This window comes from Micromonospora sp. NPDC005806, from assembly GCF_042871425.1.
In the GTDB taxonomy this organism is placed as follows: Bacteria; Actinomycetota; Actinomycetes; order Mycobacteriales; family Micromonosporaceae; genus Micromonospora.
Genome location: NZ_JBIAIL010000020.1, coordinates 1 through 21,394 on the forward strand (window position 1 = coordinate 1; position 21,394 = coordinate 21,394).

Sequence of the window (21,394 nt, forward strand, 5' to 3'; positions counted from 1 at the left end):
GGGGGGGGTGGGGGGGTGTGGGCGCGGGGCGGCCGCCCCGGCCGGGGGCGGGCCTTTGGGGGGCGGTGCTAAAACCCCCCCCCCCCCGTTCGTGTGGGGGGGGGGGGGGGGCCCCGGGGGGCCGGGGCCCCCCCCCCGACGCTTGCATCCGGTACCCGGGTACGGGATTACCGTCGAGGCATGGGTGCCGACGAGGAGGGCTAGGTGCCGCAGGCGTGCACCCTGCCGACGGTGGAACGGCCGCTGCGGGTGGCCGAGTTCGACGAACTGTTCCGCACTGCGCTTCGCGGGCAGCGCCGGTCGTCGCCGACGCGGCTCCGCTGGGAGGTGGCCGCGGAGGCCGAGGCGGCGGTACGTGACCTGACCGCGCGCGAATCGGGGTGCTGTTCGTTCTTCGGCATCACGGTGACGCCGGTGGACGGTGCGGTGCGGGTGGACGTGGCGGTACCGGCGGCGTACGTCGACGTGCTGGACGCCCTGGCGGCGCGGGCGGCGACGGGATGCCGGTGGTGAGCGGGCTGCGCAGGGGGGAGCTCGCGGCGGCGGTCGGGGTGAACCCACAGACGTTGCGCTACTACGAGCGGCGGGGGTTGCTGGCCGCGCCGGCGCGCAGCCCGGGCGGGCACCGGATCTATCCGGTGGAGGCGGTGACGCTGCTGCGGGCGGTGAAAGCGGCGCAACGGTTGGGGTTCACGCTGGACGAGGTGGCGGAGCTGCTGGCGGCGCGCCGGCGGCGGGGCACGCCGTGGACGGCGGTGAGCAGGAGGTAGCCGAGGGCGAACAGCAGGCCGGTGTCGGTGAGGGCGGCGGGGATGGCGACGCTGGTGAGCAGGAAGCCGGTCATGCCGGCGAAGAGGAGGATCTTCTGGGCGGGGCGTCGGGGTGGCACCTGGTTGGTCAGCCAGGCGTAGCCGGTGTAGGGGTACCAGAGCACGCCGAGGATGAGGACGGTGCGGCCCAGGTGAGTTCGTCTTCGAGGACGTGGGCGAGTTGGGTGACGGTGAAGACGAAGACGACGTCGAAGAAGACCTCGACGGGGGTGACCCGATTGGCGGTGTCGGGCTCGGCCGGGCTCATGGGTCCGGAGGATGGTGGCCGCGGGTGTCGGTGGTGGCGGAACGGCCGTCGCCCGGCACCTGCGTGGGTGCCGGGCGACGGGTGGTGCGGGGTCAGTCGTTGCGGTGGGCTTCCCACCATGCCTGACCGGGCTCGGGCAGGGTGTCGATCGGGTCGTAGTAGGCGTAGCGCTTGTTGAGCGCTTCGAGGTCGGCGGACTCGATCGAGGTGCGGTAGTTCTTGGTCCAGTAGGAGATCCCGCGTTCGCGGTCGTACTCAGTGAGCATGTGGACCCAGCGCTTGCCGACGAAGGGGACGTCGCAGACGATGCGCGGGGTGGCGTAGCCGGGCAGGTAGCCCATGATGTCGTGCTGGAGCTGCTGGGCATGCCAGACGGGGACTCGCCAGTGCTCGGCGTTGGGGATCATGTCGCACATGTAGAAGTAGTACGGCAGGATGCCGGCTTCGCCCTGGAGGGCGAAGCAGAGGTCGAGCAGGTCGGCGCTGGTGGCGTTGACGCCGCGCATGAGCACGCCCTGGTTGCGGACGTCGCGTACGCCGACGTCGAGGGCGGTCTGGGCGGCCTTGGCGACCAGCGGGGTGATGGACTGCCGGTGGTTGACGTGGGTGTGGATGGCGAGGTTGACGCCGCGGCGGGCGGCGGTGCGGGCGACCCGCTCGAGGCCCTCGACCACGTCGTGCTGGAGCCAGTGCTGGGGCAGGCCCATGAGGGCCTTGGTGGCGAGCCGGATGTCGCGGATGGTGTCGATCTCGAGCAGCCGCGTGAGGTAGGACTCGAGGTTCTTCCACGGCACGTTGGCCACGTCGCCGCCGGAGACGACGACGTCACGGACGCCGGGGTGGGCCTTGAGGTAGGCGATGTGGGCGTCGTAGCGGTCGACGGGCTTGAGGGTGAGCTTGAGCTTGTCGACGGTGGGGGTGGAGTTGCCGACGAGGTCCATCCGGGTGCAGTGGCCGCAGTACTGCGGGCAGGTGGAGAGCAGTTCGGCGAGGACCTTGGTGGGGTAGCGGTGGGTGAGGCCTTCGGCGACCCACATGTCGTGCTCGTGGAGGCTGTCGCGGGTGGCGTAGGGGTGGGACGGCCAGTCGGTGCGCCGGTCGGAGGCGACGGGGATCATGTAGCGGCGGACCGGGTCGGCGAGGAGCGCCTCGGTGGTCATGGGCTCGAACGGCACCATGGTGTTGAGCATCTGCGGGGGGACCAGCATCGACATGGTGGCCAGGGCCTTCTGGTCGGCCTCGAGGTCGGCGTAGAAGGTCTCGTCGACGAGGTCGCCGAGGACGGTGCGCAGCTGCTTGATGTTCTTGACGCAGTTGACGCGCTGCCACTGGGCGCTCTCCCACTGCTCGCGGGTGACGTCGCGCCAGCCGGGGAAGCGGGTCCAGTCGGGCTCGACCAGGGGGCTGCGGCGGTATTCGTAGGGCTGTCCGGCGGTGGGGACCGCGACCGGCGTGGAGCGGGGCGCAGGGATGGTCTCCACCGGTTGGGTCTGGGTCACGGCCCCTCCTCGTTGGCGGTGCGGGTGGATCAACGGTTGCGAAGGCTACTGGAAAATATCCGGTGAAGAAATTAGTCTGCCGGAAGTTTTCCCGCTACGCGAGCCCTAGTCGGGGGTTCGGGCGGTTGGATGGAGGAGGGTCGGCGTGACGTCACCGGTGGGTCTGCACCGCGTCGTGGAACCGGCGGGGGTGCTGCCGCAGGCGGCCTGGCGGCTGGACGCCGACCCGCGGATCGCCTCGAACGAGGTGCGGATCCGGGTGGAGCGGCTGAACCTGGACGCGGCGAGCTTCCGGCAGTTGTCGGAGAAGCACGGCGGCGACGGGGAGAAGGTCCGCGCCGAGGTGTTGGAGATCATCTCCACCCGGGGGAAGATGCAGAACCCGGTGACCGGCTCCGGCGGCATGCTGATCGGCACCGTGGAGGACGCCGGCAAGCGGTCCCCGCTGGGGCTGAAGCCGGGCGACCGGGTGGCCACCCTGGTGTCGCTGACCCTGACGCCGCTGATGATCCTGGACGGGCTGGCCCGCTGGGACGGGCGCAGCGAGCAGGTGCCCTGCGACGGGTACGCGATCCTGTTCGCCCGGTCGATCGCCGCGGTGCTGCCGGCGGACCTGCACCCGGAGCTGTCCCTCGCCGTGCTGGACGTGTGCGGGGCGCCGGCGCTGACCGCGCGGGTGGTCGCCGAGCAGGTGGCGCGGCGGCGCCGCGAGGGTGACCCGCGGCCGGTGAGCGTGGCGGTGATCGGCGGCGCCGGCAAGAGCGGGTCGCTGTCGCTGGCGGCGGCGCGGCGGGCGGGCGCCGCCCGTACGGTCGGGGTGGTGCCGGTGGTCGCGGAGCGGGACGCGCTCGAGGCGGCCGGCCTGGCCGACGTGGTCGCGCTGGCCGACGCCCGGGATCCGGTGGGCCTGTCGACGGCGGTGACCACCGCGCTGGGCGCGCCGGCGGACGTGACCGTGGTGTGCGTGGACGTGCCGGGCTGTGAGCACGGTGCGGTGCTGGCGACCGAGGACGGCGGCACGGTGATCTTCTTCTCGATGGCGACGAGCTTCGCGGCGGCGGCGTTGGGTGCGGAGGGGCTGGCGGCGGACGTGACGATGCTGGTCGGCAACGGGTACGTGCCGGGACACGCAGCGTTGGCGCTGGAGCTGCTGCGCGCCGAGGCGGGGGTGCGTCGTCTCTTCGAGGCCCGGTTGGCGGCAGACTGACACCATGACGAACCCCTCGACCTTGTACCGCGGCGGAGTGCTGCACTGTCCTGCCGACCCGGGCGCGACCGCGTTGCTGGTGCGCGACGGGCGGATCGCCTGGTTGGGCGCCGACGCCGACGCGCCGGCCGCCGACCGGGTGGTGGAGCTGGACGGGGCGCTGGTGACGCCGGCGTTCGTGGACGCTCACGTGCACGCCACCGACACCGGGCTGGCCCTGTCGGGGCTGGACCTGTCGGCGATGCGGTCGGCCGCGCAGCTGCTGGACGCGGTGTCCGCGTTCGCGGCGCGGCTGCCCGGGGACGCGGTGGTGCTGGGCCACGGTTGGGACGAGTCGAACTGGGCGGACAAGGCGTTGCCGGACGCCGCGGCGCTGGACCGGGCGGCCGGCGGCCGGCGGGTGTACCTGTCGCAGGCGTCGATCCACTCGGCGCTGGTGTCGGCGGCGCTGCTGGCGGCCTGCCCGGACGTGGCGGCGGCGGCCGGCTACGACGCGTCGGGCTGGCTGCGGCGTGACGCCCATCACGTGGTGCGGGCGGCGGCGTTCGCGTCGGTGACCCGGGCGCAGCGGGTCGCCGCGCAGCGGGCGGCGTTGGCGCACGCGGCGTCGCTGGGCATCGCCGCGGTGCACGAGTGCGGCGGGCCGGAGATCTCCGACGAGGAGGACTTCACCGGGCTGCTGGCCATCTCGGGGGCCGGGGTGCCCGAGGTGTACGGCTACTGGGGTGAGCTGCTGGGCGCGGCGCGGGCCCGGGACCTCGGGGCGGTCGGGGCCGGTGGTGACCTGTTCGCCGACGGGGCGCTCGGGTCGCGGACGGCGCACGTGTCGGCGGCGTACCTGGACGGGGAGCCGGGGACGTGCGGGCACGGGTACGTCACGGCCGAGCAGGTGCGTGACCATCTGCTGGACTGCGCGGCGCACGGCCTGCAGGGCGGTTTCCACGCCATCGGCGACGCGGCGATCACCACCGTCCTCGACGGGTTCGCGTCGGCGGCGGAGAAGCTGGGTGTGGACCGGCTTCGGGCGGCGCGGCACCGGGTCGAGCACGCGGAGATCATGAACAAGGGGCTGATCGCCGGGTTCGTGGAGTACGGCATCGTCGCGTCGATGCAGCCGGCGTTCGACCGGCTGTGGGGCGGCGCGGGCCGGATGTACGAGTCGCGGCTGGGACTGGACCGGTCGCTGGAGTCCAACCCGATGGGTGCCATGCACTCGGTCGGGGTGGCGTTGGCGTTCGGGTCGGACTCGCCGGTGACGCCGCTGGACCCGTGGGGGTCGGTGCGGGCGGCGGCGGCGCACCACAATCCGGTGCAGCGGATGAGTGTGCGGGCGGCGTTCGCCGCGCACACCCGTGGCGGGTGGCGGGCGGTGCACCTGGACAACGAGGGTGTCCTCGCCCTGGGCGCGCCGGCCACGTTCGCGGTGTGGTCCACCCCGGCCGGGGTGGACCGGGGGCTGCCGGTGCTGCAGGCCGAGGACCCGGAGCTGCGCGGCGCGGACGACCCGACGCCGCTGCCGGTGTGCCGGGCCACGGTGCTGCGCGGTGACGTGATCTATCAGGAAGGGCGTTCGTGACAGGGAAGCTTGGGCTGGATCCGGCGCTGGTGGCGCGGGCGCGGGAGTTGGCGCGCCGCGCCGGGCAGCCGGTGGTGGATCTGGCGCGCAGCCACACCACGGTGTCGGTGGAGCGGGCGGTGCTGCGGCTGGCCGGGGTGACCGGCGCGGACCCCGACGGCATCCCCTGGGTCAACCGTCTCGTCGACGCGGTCGTCGGCGACGTCGGCCTGGGGCACGGGGTGGCGGTGCCGGTGTTCGACGCCCTGGCCCGGGGGCACATCAGCGATGTGACGTTGCTCGCGCAGAAGGCCGCTGCCGGGTCGGTGCGGTTCACCCAACCCACCGGCAAGGCGGCCACCGCCGCCCGTAAGGCCGCCCGCCGGGCGGTCGCCGCGGGCGTCCGGCAGATCGACCGGCGCCGCGCCGAGCGGGACCGCCTGGTGAAGCGGTACGGGGACCCGAAGCAGCGGCCGTGGATCTACCTGATCGTGGCCACCGGCGACATCTACGAGGACATCCCGCAGGCGCAGGCCGCCGCCCGCGCGGGCGCGGACATCATCGCGGTGATCCGCTCCACCGGGCAGTCGCTGCTGGACTACGTACCCGAGGGCGCCACTCGGGAGGGTTTCGCCGGCACGTACGCCACGCAGGAGAACTTCCGGCTGATGCGGGCGGCGCTGGACGAGTCGTCGAAGGAGCTGGGCCGGTACGTGCGGCTGACGAACTACGCGTCGGGCCTGTGCATGCCGGAGATGGCCACCCTGGCCGGCCTGGAACGCCTCGACATGATGCTCAACGACTCGATGTACGGGATCCTGTTCCGGGACATCAACCCGATCCGCACCTTCGTCGACCAGCGGTTCTCCCGGCAGGTGCACGCCCGCGCCGGGATCATCATCAACACCGGCGAGGACAACTACCTCACCACCGCCGACGCGGTCGACGAGGCGCACACGGTGACCGTGTCGCAGCTGCTGAACGAGTACTTCGCGCACGAGGCCGGCCTGGCCGACTGGCAGCTCGGGCTGGGCCACGCGTTCGAGATCAACCCGGACCTGCCGGAGTCGTTCCGGCTGGAGTTGGCGCACGCGCTGCTGGCCCGGGAGCTGTTCCCGGACGCACCGCTGAAGTGGATGCCGCCGACCAAGCACATGACCGGCGACGTGTTCCGCGGCAACCTGCTCGACGGGTTCTTCAACCTGGTCGGCACCATGACCGGGCAGGGCATCCTGCTGGTCGGCATGATGACCGAGGCTGTGGTGACGCCGTGGCTGTCCGATCGGGACATCGCCCTGCAGAACGTGCGGTACGTGCTCAACGCCGCCGGCGGCCTGCACGAGGACTTCGTGCCCGCCTCCGGCGGGTTCATCCAGCAGCGCGCCCACCGGGTGCTGTCCGAGGCCGTCGACCTGCTGGACCGCATCGGCGAGCAGTCCCTGCTGACCGCGATCGCCGAGGGCACCTTCGGGATCATGAAGCGGCCCGCGGACCGCGGCAAGGGCCTCGACGGCGTCGCGCGGCACGAGGCCGACTACTACAACCCGGCCACCGAGATCCTGGAAGGGGAGGGCGCGTGACCGCGGCGGCGGAGAAGAAGATCGTCCGGCCGTACGGGGACACCACCGGCGACGGCATGGTGCAGGTGTCGTTCACCCTGCCGGTGCCGCACGACAAGCGGGCCGAGGGCGCCGCGGTCCAACTGGCCAACAAGATGGGCATCGACCCGGCGATGCTGGTGCACGCCAAGCAGATGGGCGACGGGTTCACCTTCTTCGTCGTCTACGGCCGGGCGAACCATCTGGTGGATCTGTCCCAGGTGCAGGTGGTGGAACGGGACTTCCCGCTGCTGTCGGCCAAGGAGGTCAACGCGGTGGTGAAGCAGCGGTTGCGGCGCAAGCTGTCCGTGGTGGGCGCCTGCATCGGCACCGACGCGCACACCGTCGGCATCGACGCGATCCTCAACGTCAAGGGCATCGCCGGGGAGAAGGGCTTGGAGTACTACCGGGAGCTGAAGGTCACCAACCTGGGCGCCCAGGTCAGCGTGCCCGAGCTGGTGGAGGCCGCCCGGCGGGAGAAGGCCGACGCGGTGCTGGTGTCGCAGGTGGTCACCCAACGCGACGCGCACCTGCACAACACCCGCGAAATGTCCGCCGCGTTCCGGGAGGCCATGCCCGCCGGGAAGCGGCCGCTGCTGATCGTCGGCGGTCCCCGCTTCGACGAGACGATGACCGACGAACTGGGCGTCGACCGGATCTTCGGCCGTGGCACCACCCCCGGCGAGGTCGCCAGCTACCTGGTCCACGCCCTGATCACGAACAAGAAGGCGAAGGCATGAGTGATTCCCGCGTCGGTCTGACCGTCACCCACCGCCGGTACGTGCCGTACTCGCACGCCCACTACGCCGGGAACCTGGTCGACGGGGCGTACGCGCTGGGCCTGTTCGGGGACATCGCCACCGAGGTGTGCATCCGCACCGACGGCGACGAGGGGCTGTTCGCCTCCTACTCCGACGTGCAGTTCAGGGCGCCGATGAAGGCCGGCGACGTGCTCGAGGTGACCGCCACCGTCACCCGGGTGGGCACCCGCAGCCGCACCATCGACTTCGAAGCCCGGGTGGTGTGCCGGGGCCGCCCCGACAAGAGCGAGTCGGCCGCCGAGGTCCTGGCCGAGCCGATCGTGGCGGTCACCGCGACCGGCACGGTGGTCGTCCCGCCGGCGGCGTGAACGTCGCCGTCTGCGCCGACGTCGGGTCCACGTACACCAAGGCGGCGGTGGTCGACCTCGACGGCGGCCGGCTCGTCGCCGCAGCGGCCGCGCCGACCACCGTCGGCACCGACGTGCTGCACGGCCTGGACGCCGCGGTCGGCGCGGCCACCGCCGGGCTCACCGCCCGCGACCTGCCCTGGTACGTCTGCTCGTCCGCCGGCGGCGGCCTGCGGCTGGCCGTCGTCGGCTACGAGCCGCTGGTCACCGCCCAGGCCGGCCGGCGGGTCGGGCTGTCCGCCGGGGCGAACGTGGTGCACGTGGCCGCCGGGCGGCTCGGTCAGGCCGACCTGACCGCGCTGCGCGCCGCCCGCCCCGACGTGGTGCTGCTCGTGGGCGGCACCGACGGCGGCGACGCGGACACGCTCACCCACAACGCCACCCGGCTGGCCCGGGCGCGCTGGCGGGTGCCGGTGGTGCTCGCCGGCAACGCCGACGTCCGCGACGACCTGCACGCCCTGCTCGCCGCGGCGAAGGTGCCGGTCACCGCCGCCGACAACGTGCTGCCCCGCATCGGGGTGCTCACCCCCGCCCCCGCCCGGGCCGCGATCCGCGAGGTGTTCCTGCGCCACGTCATCGGCGGCAAGAAGCTGTCCCGCGGCGGCCGGTTCGCCAACCTGGTCCGGGCGGCCACCCCCGACGCGGTGCTCACCGGGGTGGAGGTCCTCGCCGACGCCCTCGGCGGCGACCTGGCCGTCGTCGACGTCGGCGGCGCCACCACCGACGTGTACTCGGTGCTTACCCCCGACGAGCGGGACACCGGGCCGGGCCGGGAGGTCGCCGGCACCCTGTGGCGGGCCCGCACCGTGGAAGGGGACCTGGGTATGCGGTGGAGCGCCCCCGGCGTGGTCCGCGCCGCCGCCGAGGAACGCCTCCTCGCACCGGGGGAGGAGGACGAGCTGGCCGCCGCGGCGCAGGTGCGGGCCGGCGACCCCGGGTTCCTGCCCGGCGACGACACCGACCGGGCCGTCGACCGGCGCATCGCCGCGCTCGCCGCGACGGTGGCGCTGCGCCGGCACGCCCGCGGCGCCGCCACCGGGGAACGCGCCGGCCGGGACCTGCGCGACGTGAAACTGATGGTCGGCTCCGGCGGGGTGCTGCGCCACGCCGAACCCGCCGACGCGGCCGCGGTGCTCGGCGCGGTGCTCGGTGATCACGCCGGCGGGTGGCCGCTGCCGCGGGCCGCGCGCGCCGTCGTCGACGTCGACTACGTCCTGGCCGCCGGTGGACTGCTCGCCGCCGACCACCCCGAGGCGGCAGCCGCGCTGCTGCGCCGCCACCTCGCCGGGGTCTGAGCGCTATTCGGCGGGGAGCTTGTCGCCGCGGGCGTCCGCTTCCTGCGAGGCTGCCCAGGAGGCGAGCAGCCGGAGATTGTCTTCGGCGGCGGTGCCGGGCTCGGCGGTGTAGATGACGAGGCTTAGGCCCGGTTCGGCGGTCATCGCGAGGGTCTCGAAGGCCAGGGTGAGCTCCCCGACCGCCGGGTGGTGGAAGCGCTTGGTGCCGGTGCCGTGCCGGCGGACGTTGTGGGCGCCCCACCGGGTGCGGAAGGCGTCGCTGCGGGTGGACAATTCGCCCACCAGGTCGTGGAGGTCCTTGTCGTGGGGGTCGCGGCCCGCTTCGGTGCGCAGCACGTCGACGGTGACGTCGGCCATCAGTTCCCAGTCGGGGTAGAAGCGGCGGGCGGCCGGGTCGAGGAACTGGTAGCGGGCCAGATTCGGCGGTGGGGAGCCGCTGGCGGTGTAGATGTCGCTGAAGTGGCCGTGCCCGGCATGGAGCTGTTCTGGTCCCTGGTGCACCTGCACGGCGGGCCCGCACCCGTACGGCGGTTCCTGCCGGACCTGATGCGCCTGATCGGCGACGGCACGATCAACCCGGGCAAGGTCTTCGACCTCGACCTGCCCCTCAACCAGGCCGCCGAGGGTTACCAGGCCATGGACGGACGCCGCGCCGTCAAGACCCTGCTGCGCCCGTGACGACCTCACGCACCGAGGAGCGTCGATGGAACTGAAGCCCGTCAACCCCACCGTCAAGGCGCCTGCCCAGAACTTCACCGGCGACGTCTACCTGACCCCTGTCTACAGCGGCACCGAGCCGTCGCGGATGACGTCGCCCTTGTCCGCTTCACCCCCGACGCCCGCACCAACTGGCACTCCCACGCGGTCGGGCAGACCCTGCACGTCACCGAGGGGGTGGGCCTGGTCGGCACCCGCGACGGAACCGTGCTGCGGGTGCGCGCGGGCGACACCGTCATCTGCCCACCAGGCGAGGAACACTGGCACGGCGCCACCGCCGACACGTTCATGAGCCACCTGGCCATGCTCGAGGCGCTGCCCGGAGGGCAGGACCCCACCACCTGGCTGGAACCCCTCCCCGACGAGCAGTACCAGGCCGCGAACCAACGCAACGCCTGACAGCCGTGCGCCCGGCACCGAGAGGGATCGAGACGCGCCGACGCGACACGCCGTGTCGCAACACACGACAGGCCCGGGTGGGTTGACAGCGGCGGGGGTCGACGCCGTACCGTCTTTGAGTCCTACCACGGGAAGCGGCTGTTGTTCGCTTCGTCCCTTCGTCCGCTGGCCGAGCGACCGGAAGGTTGCGGCGGCCAGGTCCAGCGGGCGGGGGTCGGCGGGGCGGCGCGAACCGGCCGCGGTTACCGGTGTACGGGCAGGGTGAAGGGCACGGCCAGTAGACAACGGCCAGGCGGGGGCAGCCAGTCCACGTCCGGTCGGTCCGAAGGTCGGCGCCGTTCGCCCTCGCCCCACCGGCCGGGAAGGGCCTGGGAGCATCGGGGCGCGGCGCAAGCCGCGCCCCGATTTCGTTGCGGCAGGCCTGCTGCTGCGGGGTGAGCGCGCCGAGGCGTTCCTCGTCGACCAGGACGCTGCCGCCCGGGTCGGGCATCCGGGTCAGGATTACCCGCCTCGCAAGCAGGTGAATCCATCAATGCCCGCAGCGGGCTCAGCGGCGGATCAGGCCGAGGGCGGTGGCCGCGGCCACGGCGCCGGTACGCGAGTCGACGTCGAGCTTGACGTAGATCCGCGCCAGGTGGGACTTCACGGTGCCCTCGGTCAGGTGCAGGCGCTGCCCGACCGCCCGGTTGGACAGCCCCTGCGCGACCAGCTTGAGAACATCGGTCTCGCGGCGGGTCAGCACCGTGGCCGGGGCGCGCAGCCGCTGCATCAGCCGCTGCGCGACGGTGGCCGCCAGCGCGGTGCGTCCGGCCGCCGCCGAGCGCACGGCGGCGGCCAGTTCCTCGGGCGGGGCGTCCTTGAGCAGGTAGCCGGTTGCGCCGGCCTCGATGGCGGGCAGGATGTCGGCGTCCGAGTCGTAGGTGGTGACGATCAGGACCCGGGGCGCGCCGGGACGGGCGGTGATGGCGGCGGTGGCCTCCGCGCCGCTCATGCCCGGGCCGAACCGCAGATCCATCAGCACCACGTCGACGTCGCCGCCGGCGGCGCGGGCGACAGCCTCCTCCGCGGTGGCGGCCTCGGCCACCACCAGCAGGCCCGGCTCGGTCTCCAGCACGGCCCGCAGGCCGGCCCGCACCACCGGATGGTCGTCGGCCAGCAGCAGGCGGATCCCGCTCACCGGCTCAGCTCCGCATCGACGTCGACGGGGAGGTGGGCGCTCACCGCGGTGCCGCGGCCCGGTGCGGACCGGACGTCGAGGGTGCCGCCGAGGGCCCGCACCCGGGCGCGCATGGCCGCCAGGCCGAACCCGCCGGAGCCCGGGTCGCCGGTGGGCGTGGCGGCCGGGTCGAAACCGGTGCCGTCGTCGGCCACGTCCACCGTCACCTGGCCGGCGAGGTAACCGAGGGTCACCTCGACGGTGCTGGCATGCGCGTGGCGGACCGTGTTGGCCAGGGCGGACTGGGCCACCCGCAGCAGAGCGACCTCGTACGCGGTCGGCAGCGGCACCGGGTCGCCGGTGAGGCGGAACCGGGCGGCGAGCCGGTGCCGGGCGGAGGTGGTGGCGCACAGCCGGTGCAGGGCGGCGGTCAGCGTGCCGCCCTCCAGGGCCGGCGGGGCGAGCGCGGCGACGAAGCGGCGGGCCTCGGCCAGGTTGTCCACGGCGGCCTGCCGTGCCTGCGCCACGTGCCGGGCGGCGACGCCGTCGGGCAGCGCCCGTTCGGCGGCGCGCAGCAGCAACTGGATGCTGGACAGGCCCTGGGCGAGGGTGTCGTGGATCTCCCGCGCGAGACGCTCCCGTTCGGCCAGCACCCCGGCGGCGTGCTGGGCGGCGGCCAGGTCCGCGCGGGCGGCGCTGAGGTCCTCGATCAGCCGCCGGCGCCGTTCGCTCTCCTGGTACAGGGCCTCGTACCCCCACACCACCGCCACCGCCACCACGGCGCCGAGGATCGGGCCGACCGCGGTGGCCGGCCCGAACGAGCCGCGGTGGGCAGCGAAGGCGACCACCGCCGCGAGGGTGGTGGCGGCCACCGCCGCCAGACCGGCCCGGCGTGACAGCAGGTGCAGGTGCAGGAAGTACAGGGGGAAGGCGAGCCACACCCCGTCGGCGGACAGCACCAGCAGCACCAGCCACACCGCGCTCACGGCGGTCAGCCACAGCACGGCGGCCCGGTGGGCGGCCCGGGCGCGGGTCAGCAGCCCGCCGGCCGCGTACACCAGCCCCAGCGCCGCCGCCGCGGCCACCACGCCGGCCGCCCGCGGGTCGTGGTCGGCCACGGCCCGGCCGGCGGCCAGCATCAGGAGGCTGACGAGCAGCAGGTGCAGGCACCAGGCCAGGGCCCGGGCGCCCGGCGGGGAGGTGGTGGCGGCCATGTTCACGGTCCCTCCAGCGTAGGCGGCGGCCAGCGCGGCGCCCTCTGCCAAAAGGTAGAAAGCGGCCGTCGCCCTTCGGCCCGCGAAGTCCCGCCCCGGGCCAGAGGCGCCGGCCGCCGCCGGCGGCGACGGTGGACAGGCACCACCCACCGCCGTCAGGAAAGCAGGGGCCCGTCGTGTTCGTGGCATGGAGAGACCTGAGGTACGCCAAGGGGCGGTTCGCCCTGATGGCGGCCGTCGTCGCGCTCATCAGCGCACTGGTCGGGCTGTTGTCCGGGCTCACCGCCGGGTTGGGCCGGGAGAACGTCTCCGCCATCACCGGCCTGCCCGCGGACCGGATCGCGTTCGGCGCACCCGAGGCCGGGCAGGACCCGTCGTACGCCAACTCCACCGTCACGCGGCGGCAGTGGCAGCGGTGGGCAGAGGCCCCCGGCGTGACCCGCGCCGAGCCGCTGGGCATCACCACCACCCGGGCCACCGCCGGCGACACCGGCGTCGGCGTGACCGCCTTCGGCGTGCTGCCCGGCTCCGCCCTGGCCCCCGAGGGCGGCCGGATCGACGACCACTCGGCGGTACTGTCCACCCCGGCCGCCGACGACCTGCAGGTCCGCGCCGGCGACACCGTCACCCTCGCCGCGCGGACGCTGACCGTCATCGCCGTCCGCGGCGACGCCTCCTACAGCCACACCCCGGTGGTCTGGATCAGCCTCGACACCTGGCGGGCGACCGCACCCCCGACGAGCGCCACCGACGACCGGACGGCCACCGTCATCGCCCTGACCACCACCGCCGACGCCGACATCCCGGCCACCGACACGGCCGCCGGTACAAAGAGCGTCACCATCGACGACTCCCTGTCCGCGATCGGCTCGTACTCCTCGGAGAACGGTTCGCTGCAGCTCATGCGCGGCTTCCTGTTCGGCATCGCCGCGCTGGTCATCGGGGCCTTCTTCAGCGTGTGGACCATCCAGCGCAGCGCCGACGTGGCCGTCCTGAAGGCCCTCGGCGGCTCCACCGCGTACCTGCTGCGCGACGCGCTCGGCCAGGCCGTCGTGCTGCTGGCCGCCGGCACCGCCGTCGGTAGCGGCGCCGCCGCCGGCCTCGGAGCCCTCGTCGCCGAGACCGCCGTGCCGTTCCGGCTCACCGCCGCCACGGTCGTCGGTCCCGCCGTCGTGATCATCGTGCTCGGCGCGCTCGGCGCTGCTCTGTCCGTACGCCGCATCACCTCCGTCGACCCGCTGACCGCCCTGGGGAGCGCCCGATGAGCCTCAACCTGACCGACGTGACTCTCACCTACCCCGACGGCACGGGCCGGCTCACCGCCCTCGACCACGTCACCCTCGACGTGCCCCGGGGCAGCATCACCGCCGTCGTCGGCCCCTCCGGGTCCGGCAAGTCCAGCCTGCTCGCGGTGGCCGCCACCCTCGTCACCCCGGACGCCGGCACCGTCACCGTCGATGGCACCCCCACCACCGGCCTGACCCGCGGTCGGCTCACCGACCTGCGCCGGAACACCATCGGCATCGTCTTCCAGCAGCCCAACCTGCTACCCGCCCTCACCGCCGCCGAACAACTCCAGGTCATGGCCCACCTCGACGGCCGTTCCCCGGCCGGGGCCCGGGCGAGGGCGCGGGACCTGCTCGACGCCGTCGGCCTCGCCGACCAGGCCGGCCGACGCCCCCACCAGCTCTCCGGCGGCCAGCGCCAGCGCGTCAACATCGCCCGGGCCCTGATGAACGACCCCGCCGTCCTGCTGGTCGACGAACCCACCAGCGCCCTCGACCACGGCCGCGGCGCCGCCGTCATCGACCTGCTCTCCCGCCTCACCCGTCAGCGGGGCACCGCCACCGTCCTGGTCACCCACGACCGCACCCACCTCACTGTCGTCGACCGGATCGCCGAGGTGCACGACGGTTGCCTCAGCGCCCCCGTACCGGCCGGCTGACCAGCCCGGGCGGTCGCGGGGAAGTGCGGTCGGTCACCGGCCCCCCGAGGCCCCGCGCCGCCACCCGGACCGGGCGACGCCGATCCCCGGGCCGGGCGGGTAGCCTTCGGCGCGTGATCGTGGTGAGGTGCCGGTGACGACGCTCGACCGGGAACAGACCCGTGCCACCGACGTGGCACTCGACGGCGCGGGCGGCCATCCCCTGCCGCTGAAGCTGGCCGTGCCGGCGGCCCTGCTGGCCGGCCTGGCGATGCTCGTCGCCTTCCCCCCGTACGGGGTGTGGGCGCTCGCTCCGGTCGGGGTGGCGCTGCTCGCCGCCGCCACCCACCGCCGCCGGCTGCGCGCCGGCGCGGGGCTGGGCTTCCTCGCCGGGGTGGTGCTGTTCGGGCCGTTGCTGGAGTGGACCAACCTGCACACCGGCTACGTGCCGTGGCTCCTGCTGTCGCTGCTGCAGGCCGGCTACCTCGCGCTGCTCGGCGTGGCCACCGCCTGGGTGTCCCCGCTGGTGGACCGGCACCGCTGGGCCTGGCCCGCGGTCACCGGCCTGCTCTGGGTGGGGCAGGAGGCGCTGCGCGACCGCACCCCGTTCGGTGGGTTCCCGTGGGGCCGGCTGGCGTTCAGCCAGGACACCTCCCCGCTGCTGCGGCTGGCCGCCCTCGGCGGCGCCCCGCTGGTCACCTTCGCCGTCGCCCTGGCCGGCGGGCTGCTGGTCACCTTCGCCTGGCGCGACTGGCGGCGCCCCGCCGGGCTGTGGCGGCCGGTGGCCGCCCTCGCCGCCGCCCTGGCCGCCCTGCTCGCCGTCGGCGCCGCCGTCCCGGCTGGCGTACGCGGCGGCGGCGACACCATCTCCGTGGCCATCGTGCAGGGCAACGTGCCCCGCCTCGGGCTGGACTTCAACGCCCAGCGGGAGGCCGTGCTCATCAACCACGTCGACGCCACCCTGAAACTCGCCGAACAGGTCACCGCCGGCACCCAGCGCCGGCCCGACCTGGTGGTGTGGCCGGAGAACTCCAGCGACATCGACCCGCTGCGCAACCCCGACGCCGGTGACCGGATCTCCCAGGCCGCCGACGCCATCGGCGCGCCGATCCTGGTCGGCGCGGTGCTGCTCGGCCCCGGCGCCGGGCAGGTCCGCAACGCCGGCCTGCTGTGGCAGCCCGGCACCGGCCCCGACCTGGACCAGCTCTACACCAAACGGCACCCGGTGCCGTTCGCCGAGTACGTGCCGCTGCGCAAGATCGCTCGGATGGTCAGCTCCGAGGTCGACCGGGTCCGCTCCGACTTCGTCCCCGGCACCCACGCCGGCGTGCTCGACGCCGGCCCGGCCACCCTCGGCGACGTGATCTGCTTCGAGGTCGCCTACGACGGCCTCGTGCGGGACACCGTCACCGGCGGCGGGCAACTGCTCGTGGTGCAGACCAACAACGCCACCTTCGACGTGGCGGAGGCCCGCCAGCAGCTGGCCATGGTGCGGCTGCGCGCCGTCGAGCACGGCCGCAGCGCCCTGATGGCCTCCACGGTCGGCGTGTCCGGGTTCGTTACCCCCGACGGGCGGGTAGACGGGGCCACCGGGTTCAACACCGCCGCCGTGGTGGTGCGGCAGATGCGGCTCGGTGACGGGCGTACCCCGGCCACCCGGGCCGGGGTGTGGCCGGAGGTGGCCCTCGCGGCGCTCGCCGTCGCGGCCCTGGCGGGCGCGGCCGTGTTGCGCCGCCGCCGGGAGGTCGCCCCCGGGTAGGACGACATGCCGGCACGCCGGCGGGGAGGCGGTACGACGGTGGGCGTGGCAGCCGAGAGGCGGACGGCCGGCCATCCCGGGGTGGGACGGGTCCTCGTGGTCATCCCCACCTACAACGAGGCCGACAACGTCAGCCGGATCGTGGCCGGGGTCCGCGAGGCGGCGCCCGCGGTGGACATCCTCGTCGCCGACGACAACAGCCCCGACGGCACCGGGGCGATCGCCGATGCCCTGGCGGGTGCCGACCCGCACGTGCACGTGCTGCACCGGCAGGGCAAGGAAGGCCTCGGTGCGGCGTACCTGGCCGGTTTCGCGTGGGCCCGGCAGCGCGGCTACGACGCCGTGGTGGAGATGGACGCCGACGGCTCGCACGCCCCGGAGGACCTGCCGGCGCTGCTGGCCGCCGCCCGTGACGCCGACGTGGTGATCGGCTCCCGGTGGACCCGTGGCGCGCGGGTGGTGAACTGGCCGCTACGGCGGCTGCTGCTGTCGCGCTGCGGCAACCTGTACGCGCGGCTGGCGCTGGGCATGCCGGTCTCCGACGCGACCGGCGGCTACCGGGTGTACCGGTCGACCGCGTTGGACGCGATCGACCTGGACTCGGTGCGCTCCCAGGGGTACGCGTTCCAGGTGGAGTTGTCCCGGCTGGCGCACCGGGCTGGGGTACGCATCGTCGAGGTGCCGATCACCTTCGCTGAGCGGGAGCACGGCGACAGCAAGATGAGCCCGCTCATCGTGGCCGAGGCGCTGTGGCGGATCACCAACTGGGGCCTGCGGGACCGGCGTGCCGCGGCGCGCCGACCGGACGCGCTGGCCCGGTGGCCGTGAGCGTCGGCGTGTCATGCTGGAGGGGCGTGATGACGCCCCTGGCTGAAGAGGTGAGATGCGCCGAGGACTGAGGTTCGTACCGCCGGCCCTGCTGCTGCTCGCGGTGCTGGAGTTGACCGTGTTCGTCCTGGTGGGCCGGGGCCTCGGGTTCGGCGCCGCGGTGCTGCTGGTGTTCGCGGCGTCCCTGCTCGGCCTGGTGCTGTTGCGCCGGGAGGGGATGCGCGCGTGGCGGGGGTTCCGTGCCGCCGTGGAGTCTCGGCAGCCGCCCGGGCAGCAGGTCACCGACGGCCTGGTCGGCCTGGTCGGGGCGCTGCTGCTGGCCCTGCCCGGCCTGGTCAGCGGCGCGGTGGGGCTGCTGTTGCTGGTGCCGCCGGTGCGGCGGCTGGCCCGGGGCGGGGTGCAGCGGGCCGCCGAGCGCCGGGTGTCGTCGATGGTCGCCGGTGACCTGTTCGGCCCGCGCCGGGTGCGGGTGTACCGAGGTGCCTCGCCGCCCCCGCCCGGCCCGCAGCCCTCGCCGGGCCCGCAGCAGCCGGCGCCCGCCGAGCCGGGACGGGCCATCGAGGGGGAGATCATCGAACCCGGTCGGCCCTGAATCACCCCGTACGTGACGAAACGCCCCCGGGTGATCCCCGGGGGCGTTTCGGTCGTCAGATGCGTCAAGCGCGGCCGCGGCGGGTGCGGACCTCCTGGAGCCGCTCGGCGAGGATGTCCTCCAGTTCGGCGATCGAACGCCGCTCCAGCAGCATGTCCCAGTGGGTACGCGGCGGCTTGGCCTTCTTCTGCTCCGGCTCGTTGCCGTCGACCAGCCGGGCGACGCTGCCGTCGAACTTGCACTCCCAGGTCGTCGGGACCTCGGCATCGACGGCGAACGGCACCTCGAACTGGTGGCCCTTGGCGCAGAGGTACTCGCGGGTCTGACGCGGCGCGAGCTCCGTGTTGCGGTCGGATTCGTAGCTGACCGCGCCCAGGCGGCTTCCGCGCAGCATGCGCTCGCCCATGATCGACTTCCCCTCGCTAGTGGTGCTGGTCTTCTCGGTGTAACGGTCCGTCTCCGCCGGGACATTCCCGCCCACGCCGACACGTCCGCGCGGATCGGAACCCTGCAAGGGTAGCCGGCCATGACGGCTGCCCGGCGGGGTCGTCCCCGGCCGGGTCGAATCGGTGGAGTGTTTCGACTGTCAACGGGGATGTTAGTCGCCGCCACATGTCCGGAGGTGACGATGACCAGTGACGCGCCGGTGGAGGCCCGGCCGCCCGGCGGGAAGACCTTCTTCGGCCACCCGCGGGCGCTGTCGACCCTGTTCCTCACCGAGATGTGGGAGCGGTTCAGCTTCTACGGCATGCGGGCCATCCTGGTGCTGTACCTCACGGCGGCGGTCGCCGACGACGGGCTGGCGATCCGGGAGTCCACCGCCAACGCCGTCTACGGCACCTACAACGCGATGGTGTATCTGATGGCGCTGCCCGGCGGCTGGGTCGCCGACCGGCTGCTGGGGGCGCGGCGCAGCGTGCTGTGGGGTGGGGTGGTCATCGCCGCCGGCCACTACGTGATGGCCATCCCGGTGCGGTGGAGCGTGTTCGTCGGCATGACGCTGATCGTGCTCGGCACCGGCCTGCTCAAGCCGAACATCTCGACCATGGTCGGCGACCTGTACGACCGGGACTCGCCGCGCCGCGACGCCGGCTTCTCGATCTTCTACATGGGCATCAACCTGGGCGCGTTCATCGCCCCACTGATCACCGGTTACCTCGGCGAGAAGATCAACTGGCATCTGGGCTTCGGCGCCGCCGCGGTCGGCATGACCTTCGGCGTGCTCCAGTACGTGCTGGGCCGGCGCAACCTGGGCGACGCGGGCGCCCGGCCGGCGGACCCGCTGCTCGGGGCGGACCGGCGGCGGGCGTTGACCCGCATCGCCGTGGTCACCGTGGTGGTGCTGGTGGTGCTGGCCGTGCTCGCCCTGCTCGGGCTGTTCACCGTCAACACCGTGGTGAACCTGCTCACCGTGGTCACCGTGCTGGTCACCATCGGGTACTTCGCCCGGATCCTGACCGACCGGGAGATCAGCGCCACCGAACGCAGCCGGATGAAGGCGTACGTGTGGTTGTTCCTGTTCGCCGCCGCGTTCTGGCTGATCTACGACCAGGCCGGGTCGGTGCTGAACATCTTCGCCGCCGACAAGACCGACCGGAACGTGTCCGGGTTCACCTTCCCGGCGTCCTGGCTCCAGTCGGTGAACCCGATCCTGATCATCATCGGCGCGCCGCTGGCCGCCTGGTTGTGGCTGAAGCTGGGGCACCGGGTGTCCACGCCGATGAAGTTCGCCGTCGGTCTGGTCCTCAACGGCCTGTCGTTCGTGCTGATGGCCGCCGCCGCGCAGGCCGCCGTCGGGGGCGGGCTGGTCTCGCCGTGGTGGCTGGTGGCGGTGTACGCCATCCAGGTCGCCGGTGAGCTGGCGCTGAGCCCGGTGGGCCTGTCGGCCACCACCAAGCTGGCCCCGGTCAAGTACGCCAGCCAGATGCTGGGCCTGTGGTTCCTGGCCACCGCCGTCGGTGACGCGATCGGTGGCCAGGTGGCCCGGCTGGCCGAGACCTGGTCCGAGCCGACGTATTTCCTGACCTTCGGGCTGGCGTCGGTGGTGCTGGGCGTGGCAGCGGTGATGTTCGCCCGGCAGATTCGGCACCTGATGGCCGGCATCCACTGACCGGCCGGGTCATCAGGCCGCCGGGGTGGGCGGCAAGGGCAGGGGCAGGCCGGGCAGCCCGTCGATGCTGGTCGCCACGTGCTCCTTGCCGGCGAAGTACGCGCTCAGCGACATGTCGTCCTCCCGGGCGAACCGCCGGCCGTGCAGGTCCCGGTCGGCCTCGTACGTCATCAGCGGGACCGCGTAGCCGCAGGTGTCGCGGATCAGCTCGGCCCGGACCACGATGACGGCCCGCAGCCCGTGGACCCTCGGGTCGATGTCGGGGAAAAGGCGCAGCAGTTCCGTCCACCGGGGATCGTCGCGGAACACCGGCTCGCCCCGCCCGTGCACCCGCACGATGTTCGGCGGCCCGGAGAAGGCGCACCACATCAGCGTGATGCGGCCGTTCTCCCGCAGGTGGGCGACGGTCTCGGCGTTGCTGCCGGCGAAGTCCAGGTAGGCCACCGTGTGCTCGTCCAACACGGCGAAGGAGCCCCGCAGGCCCTTGGGGGAGAGGTTGACCGTGCCGTCGCCGGCGAGGGGGGCGGTGGCGGTGAAGAACATCGGCTGCGCCTCGATGAAGGTCCGCAGCCGGCCGTCGATGCGCTGGTACGTCTTTCCCACGTCCCACATCATCCCCGCCGGGACGGCTGCACGGCTGCCTCGTCCCAGCCCGTGGCGGCTCAGCCCAGCCGCTCCCGCAGCCAGTCGGCGAGGGCGGTCAGGGCCGGTGCGGCGATACCGTGGCCGACGGGGTCCCGCCGGGCGACGGTGCTCGCGCCGGATTCGCCGCGCAGGTAGGTCCAGGTGCGGTCCAGCAGCTCGCGGGGGATGACGGTGTCGTGCTCGCCCTGCGCCACGAATACCGGCATCCCGGTGAGCCGGCCGGGCGTGGTGGGCACCCCCGCGTCGAAGGGCAGCGTGCCGTAGAGGATCGCGGCGCCGGCGTACCGGGCCGGGTCGTCGAGCAGCAGACCGCCGGCGAACGCCGCGCCGCCGCTGAACCCGACCAGCACCACCGGGCGGCCCGCCGGGGCCACCTCGTCGAGCCAGCCGGTGAACCAGTCCATCGTCGCGCGCAGCGACTCGGCCACCGGCCGGCCGATGCCCCGGTTGGCGAACCACGCGTACCCGCCGCCCTCGGCGATCGGCGCTTGGACCGCCGCGTACGCCGGGCCGGCCGGCAGGTGGTCGGCGAGGGAGAGGATCTCCCGCTCGTGCGAGCCGCGGCCGTGCAGCAGGACGACCAGGGGTGCGGCCGGGTCGGTGCTGCCGGTAGTGGCGACGACGGGCGACGAAAACTGGTTGAGCATTCAA

The 21,394-nt window shown here is 73.7% G+C and carries 22 protein-coding genes and 2 pseudogenes; 16 read left to right on the forward strand and 8 right to left on the reverse strand.

All coding sequences use genetic code 11. The features are described 5' to 3' along the window. Positions 1-204 precede the first annotated feature (204 nt). Positions 205-513, forward strand: a complete 309-nt coding sequence (locus ACFYOS_RS20630) for a hypothetical protein (protein ID WP_387143825.1) — start codon at positions 205-207, stop codon at positions 511-513. Continuing rightward, a pseudogene (locus ACFYOS_RS20635) lies at positions 501-719 on the forward strand (MerR family transcriptional regulator); the annotation flags it as partial. The gene ACFYOS_RS20630 and the pseudogene ACFYOS_RS20635, both read left to right, overlap by 13 nt. Here ACFYOS_RS20635 and ACFYOS_RS20640 read toward each other — a convergent pair. Further along, a pseudogene (locus ACFYOS_RS20640) lies at positions 632-1,197 on the reverse strand (low temperature requirement protein A). The pseudogenes ACFYOS_RS20635 and ACFYOS_RS20640 overlap by 88 nt on opposite strands. Next, positions 1,170-2,576, reverse strand: a complete 1,407-nt coding sequence (locus ACFYOS_RS20645) for a KamA family radical SAM protein (RefSeq protein ID WP_387143828.1) — start codon at positions 2,574-2,576, stop codon at positions 1,170-1,172. The pseudogene ACFYOS_RS20640 and the gene ACFYOS_RS20645 overlap by 28 nt, the downstream one beginning before the upstream one ends. A gap of 157 nt (positions 2,577-2,733) precedes the next feature. Between ACFYOS_RS20645 and ACFYOS_RS20650 the strand changes: the two genes are divergently transcribed. The 6 genes from ACFYOS_RS20650 to ACFYOS_RS20675 are packed head-to-tail and all read left to right on the forward strand — an operon-like array spanning position 2,734 to position 9,399. Next, positions 2,734-3,783 (forward strand): zinc-binding alcohol dehydrogenase, encoded by a 1,050-nt coding sequence (locus tag ACFYOS_RS20650; RefSeq protein WP_387144187.1) that lies wholly within the window; start codon positions 2,734-2,736, stop codon positions 3,781-3,783. A 4-nt stretch (positions 3,784-3,787) separates the two neighbouring features. Continuing rightward, on the forward strand, positions 3,788-5,359 hold the full coding sequence (locus ACFYOS_RS20655) for an amidohydrolase (protein WP_387143831.1): 1,572 nt from the start codon (positions 3,788-3,790) through the stop codon (positions 5,357-5,359). Next, on the forward strand, positions 5,356-6,918 hold the full coding sequence (locus ACFYOS_RS20660) for a lysine 5,6-aminomutase subunit alpha (RefSeq protein WP_387143834.1): 1,563 nt from the start codon (positions 5,356-5,358) through the stop codon (positions 6,916-6,918). Before ACFYOS_RS20655 ends, ACFYOS_RS20660 begins: the two co-directional genes overlap by 4 nt. Beyond that, positions 6,915-7,676 (forward strand): OAM dimerization domain-containing protein, encoded by a 762-nt coding sequence (locus ACFYOS_RS20665; protein ID WP_387143837.1) that lies wholly within the window; start codon positions 6,915-6,917, stop codon positions 7,674-7,676. The genes ACFYOS_RS20660 and ACFYOS_RS20665 overlap by 4 nt, the downstream gene beginning before the upstream one ends. Continuing rightward, on the forward strand, positions 7,673-8,065 hold the full coding sequence (locus ACFYOS_RS20670) for a hotdog domain-containing protein (protein WP_387143840.1): 393 nt from the start codon (positions 7,673-7,675) through the stop codon (positions 8,063-8,065). Before ACFYOS_RS20665 ends, ACFYOS_RS20670 begins: the two co-directional genes overlap by 4 nt. Beyond that, a complete protein-coding gene (locus tag ACFYOS_RS20675) occupies positions 8,062-9,399 on the forward strand; it encodes a glutamate mutase L (RefSeq protein ID WP_387143843.1) in 1,338 nt (445 codons plus the stop codon). The genes ACFYOS_RS20670 and ACFYOS_RS20675 overlap by 4 nt, the downstream gene beginning before the upstream one ends. A 3-nt stretch (positions 9,400-9,402) precedes the next feature. Here the strand turns inward: ACFYOS_RS20675 and ACFYOS_RS20680 are convergent, their stop codons facing one another. Next, positions 9,403-9,906 (reverse strand): hypothetical protein, encoded by a 504-nt coding sequence (locus ACFYOS_RS20680; protein WP_387143846.1) that lies wholly within the window; start codon positions 9,904-9,906, stop codon positions 9,403-9,405. Here ACFYOS_RS20680 and ACFYOS_RS20685 point away from each other — a divergent pair. Together ACFYOS_RS20685 and ACFYOS_RS20690 are read left to right on the forward strand one after the other, a co-directional pair. Beyond that, a complete protein-coding gene (locus tag ACFYOS_RS20685) occupies positions 9,874-10,077 on the forward strand; it encodes a hypothetical protein (RefSeq protein ID WP_387143849.1) in 204 nt (67 codons plus the stop codon). The genes ACFYOS_RS20680 and ACFYOS_RS20685 overlap by 33 nt on opposite strands. Positions 10,078-10,275: 198 nt before the next feature. Next, positions 10,276-10,515 carry a cupin domain-containing protein gene (locus ACFYOS_RS20690; RefSeq protein WP_387144189.1) on the forward strand — a complete coding sequence of 80 codons (240 nt, stop codon included), beginning with the start codon at positions 10,276-10,278 and terminating at the stop codon, positions 10,513-10,515. Between the two features lie 547 nt (positions 10,516-11,062). On the opposite strand, the gene ACFYOS_RS20695 is transcribed toward ACFYOS_RS20690, so the two are convergent. Both ACFYOS_RS20695 and ACFYOS_RS20700 read right to left on the reverse strand, forming a co-directional pair. Beyond that, positions 11,063-11,683 carry a response regulator gene (locus ACFYOS_RS20695; protein ID WP_387144191.1) on the reverse strand — a complete coding sequence of 207 codons (621 nt, stop codon included), beginning with the start codon at positions 11,681-11,683 and terminating at the stop codon, positions 11,063-11,065. 5 nt (positions 11,684-11,688) lie between these two features. Next, complete coding sequence (locus ACFYOS_RS20700) at positions 11,689-12,885, reverse strand: sensor histidine kinase (RefSeq protein ID WP_387143852.1); 1,197 nt, start codon at positions 12,883-12,885, stop codon at positions 11,689-11,691. Positions 12,886-13,067: 182 nt separating this feature from the next. On the opposite strand from ACFYOS_RS20700, the gene ACFYOS_RS20705 reads away from it, so the two are divergent. The 5 genes from ACFYOS_RS20705 (at position 13,068) to ACFYOS_RS20725 (ending at position 17,988) form a co-directional block, all read left to right on the forward strand. Continuing rightward, entirely contained in the window at positions 13,068-14,150 is a 1,083-nt protein-coding gene (locus tag ACFYOS_RS20705) for an ABC transporter permease (protein WP_387143855.1), read from the forward strand. After that, complete coding sequence (locus ACFYOS_RS20710; protein ID WP_387143858.1) at positions 14,147-14,830, forward strand: ABC transporter ATP-binding protein; 684 nt, start codon at positions 14,147-14,149, stop codon at positions 14,828-14,830. Before ACFYOS_RS20705 ends, ACFYOS_RS20710 begins: the two co-directional genes overlap by 4 nt. A gap of 133 nt (positions 14,831-14,963) precedes the next feature. Then, complete coding sequence (gene lnt, locus ACFYOS_RS20715) at positions 14,964-16,568, forward strand: apolipoprotein N-acyltransferase (protein WP_387144194.1); 1,605 nt, start codon at positions 14,964-14,966, stop codon at positions 16,566-16,568. 6 nt (positions 16,569-16,574) lie between these two features. After that, entirely contained in the window at positions 16,575-17,396 is an 822-nt protein-coding gene (locus tag ACFYOS_RS20720) for a polyprenol monophosphomannose synthase (protein WP_387143861.1), read from the forward strand. Between the two features lie 55 nt (positions 17,397-17,451). Next, positions 17,452-17,988: an FxsA family protein gene (locus ACFYOS_RS20725; RefSeq protein ID WP_387143864.1), complete on the forward strand. Its 537-nt coding sequence runs from the start codon at positions 17,452-17,454 to the stop codon at positions 17,986-17,988. Positions 17,989-18,052: 64 nt separating this feature from the next. Here the strand turns inward: ACFYOS_RS20725 and ACFYOS_RS20730 are convergent, their stop codons facing one another. Further along, positions 18,053-18,394 (reverse strand): RNA polymerase-binding protein RbpA, encoded by a 342-nt coding sequence (locus ACFYOS_RS20730; RefSeq protein WP_007460094.1) that lies wholly within the window; start codon positions 18,392-18,394, stop codon positions 18,053-18,055. 222 nt (positions 18,395-18,616) lie between these two features. Between ACFYOS_RS20730 and ACFYOS_RS20735 the strand changes: the two genes are divergently transcribed. Beyond that, positions 18,617-20,098, forward strand: a complete 1,482-nt coding sequence (locus ACFYOS_RS20735; protein ID WP_387143867.1) for a peptide MFS transporter — start codon at positions 18,617-18,619, stop codon at positions 20,096-20,098. 12 nt (positions 20,099-20,110) lie between these two features. On the opposite strand, the gene ACFYOS_RS20740 is transcribed toward ACFYOS_RS20735, so the two are convergent. After that, positions 20,111-20,701 carry a pyridoxamine 5'-phosphate oxidase family protein gene (locus ACFYOS_RS20740; RefSeq protein WP_387143870.1) on the reverse strand — a complete coding sequence of 197 codons (591 nt, stop codon included), beginning with the start codon at positions 20,699-20,701 and terminating at the stop codon, positions 20,111-20,113. A 59-nt stretch (positions 20,702-20,760) separates the two neighbouring features. Continuing rightward, positions 20,761-21,390: an alpha/beta hydrolase gene (locus ACFYOS_RS20745; protein ID WP_387143873.1), complete on the reverse strand. Its 630-nt coding sequence runs from the start codon at positions 21,388-21,390 to the stop codon at positions 20,761-20,763. Positions 21,391-21,394: the final 4 nt, after the last annotated feature.

Coding starts and splice junctions, on each gene's coding strand:
- ACFYOS_RS20655 (WP_387143831.1), top strand. CDS start 3,788: ATGACGAACCCCTCGACCTTGTACCGCGGCGGAGTGCTGCACTGTCCT.
- ACFYOS_RS20670 (WP_387143840.1), top strand. CDS start 7,673: ATGAGTGATTCCCGCGTCGGTCTGACCGTCACCCACCGCCGGTACGTG.
- ACFYOS_RS20685 (WP_387143849.1), top strand. CDS start 9,874: ATGGAGCTGTTCTGGTCCCTGGTGCACCTGCACGGCGGGCCCGCACCC.
- ACFYOS_RS20700 (WP_387143852.1), bottom strand. CDS start 12,885: ATGGCCGCCACCACCTCCCCGCCGGGCGCCCGGGCCCTGGCCTGGTGC.
- ACFYOS_RS20710 (WP_387143858.1), top strand. CDS start 14,147: ATGAGCCTCAACCTGACCGACGTGACTCTCACCTACCCCGACGGCACG.
- ACFYOS_RS20720 (WP_387143861.1), top strand. CDS start 16,575: ATGCCGGCACGCCGGCGGGGAGGCGGTACGACGGTGGGCGTGGCAGCC.
- ACFYOS_RS20725 (WP_387143864.1), top strand. CDS start 17,452: ATGCGCCGAGGACTGAGGTTCGTACCGCCGGCCCTGCTGCTGCTCGCG.
- ACFYOS_RS20730 (WP_007460094.1), bottom strand. CDS start 18,394: ATGGGCGAGCGCATGCTGCGCGGAAGCCGCCTGGGCGCGGTCAGCTAC.
- ACFYOS_RS20735 (WP_387143867.1), top strand. CDS start 18,617: ATGACCAGTGACGCGCCGGTGGAGGCCCGGCCGCCCGGCGGGAAGACC.
- ACFYOS_RS20745 (WP_387143873.1), bottom strand. CDS start 21,390: ATGCTCAACCAGTTTTCGTCGCCCGTCGTCGCCACTACCGGCAGCACC.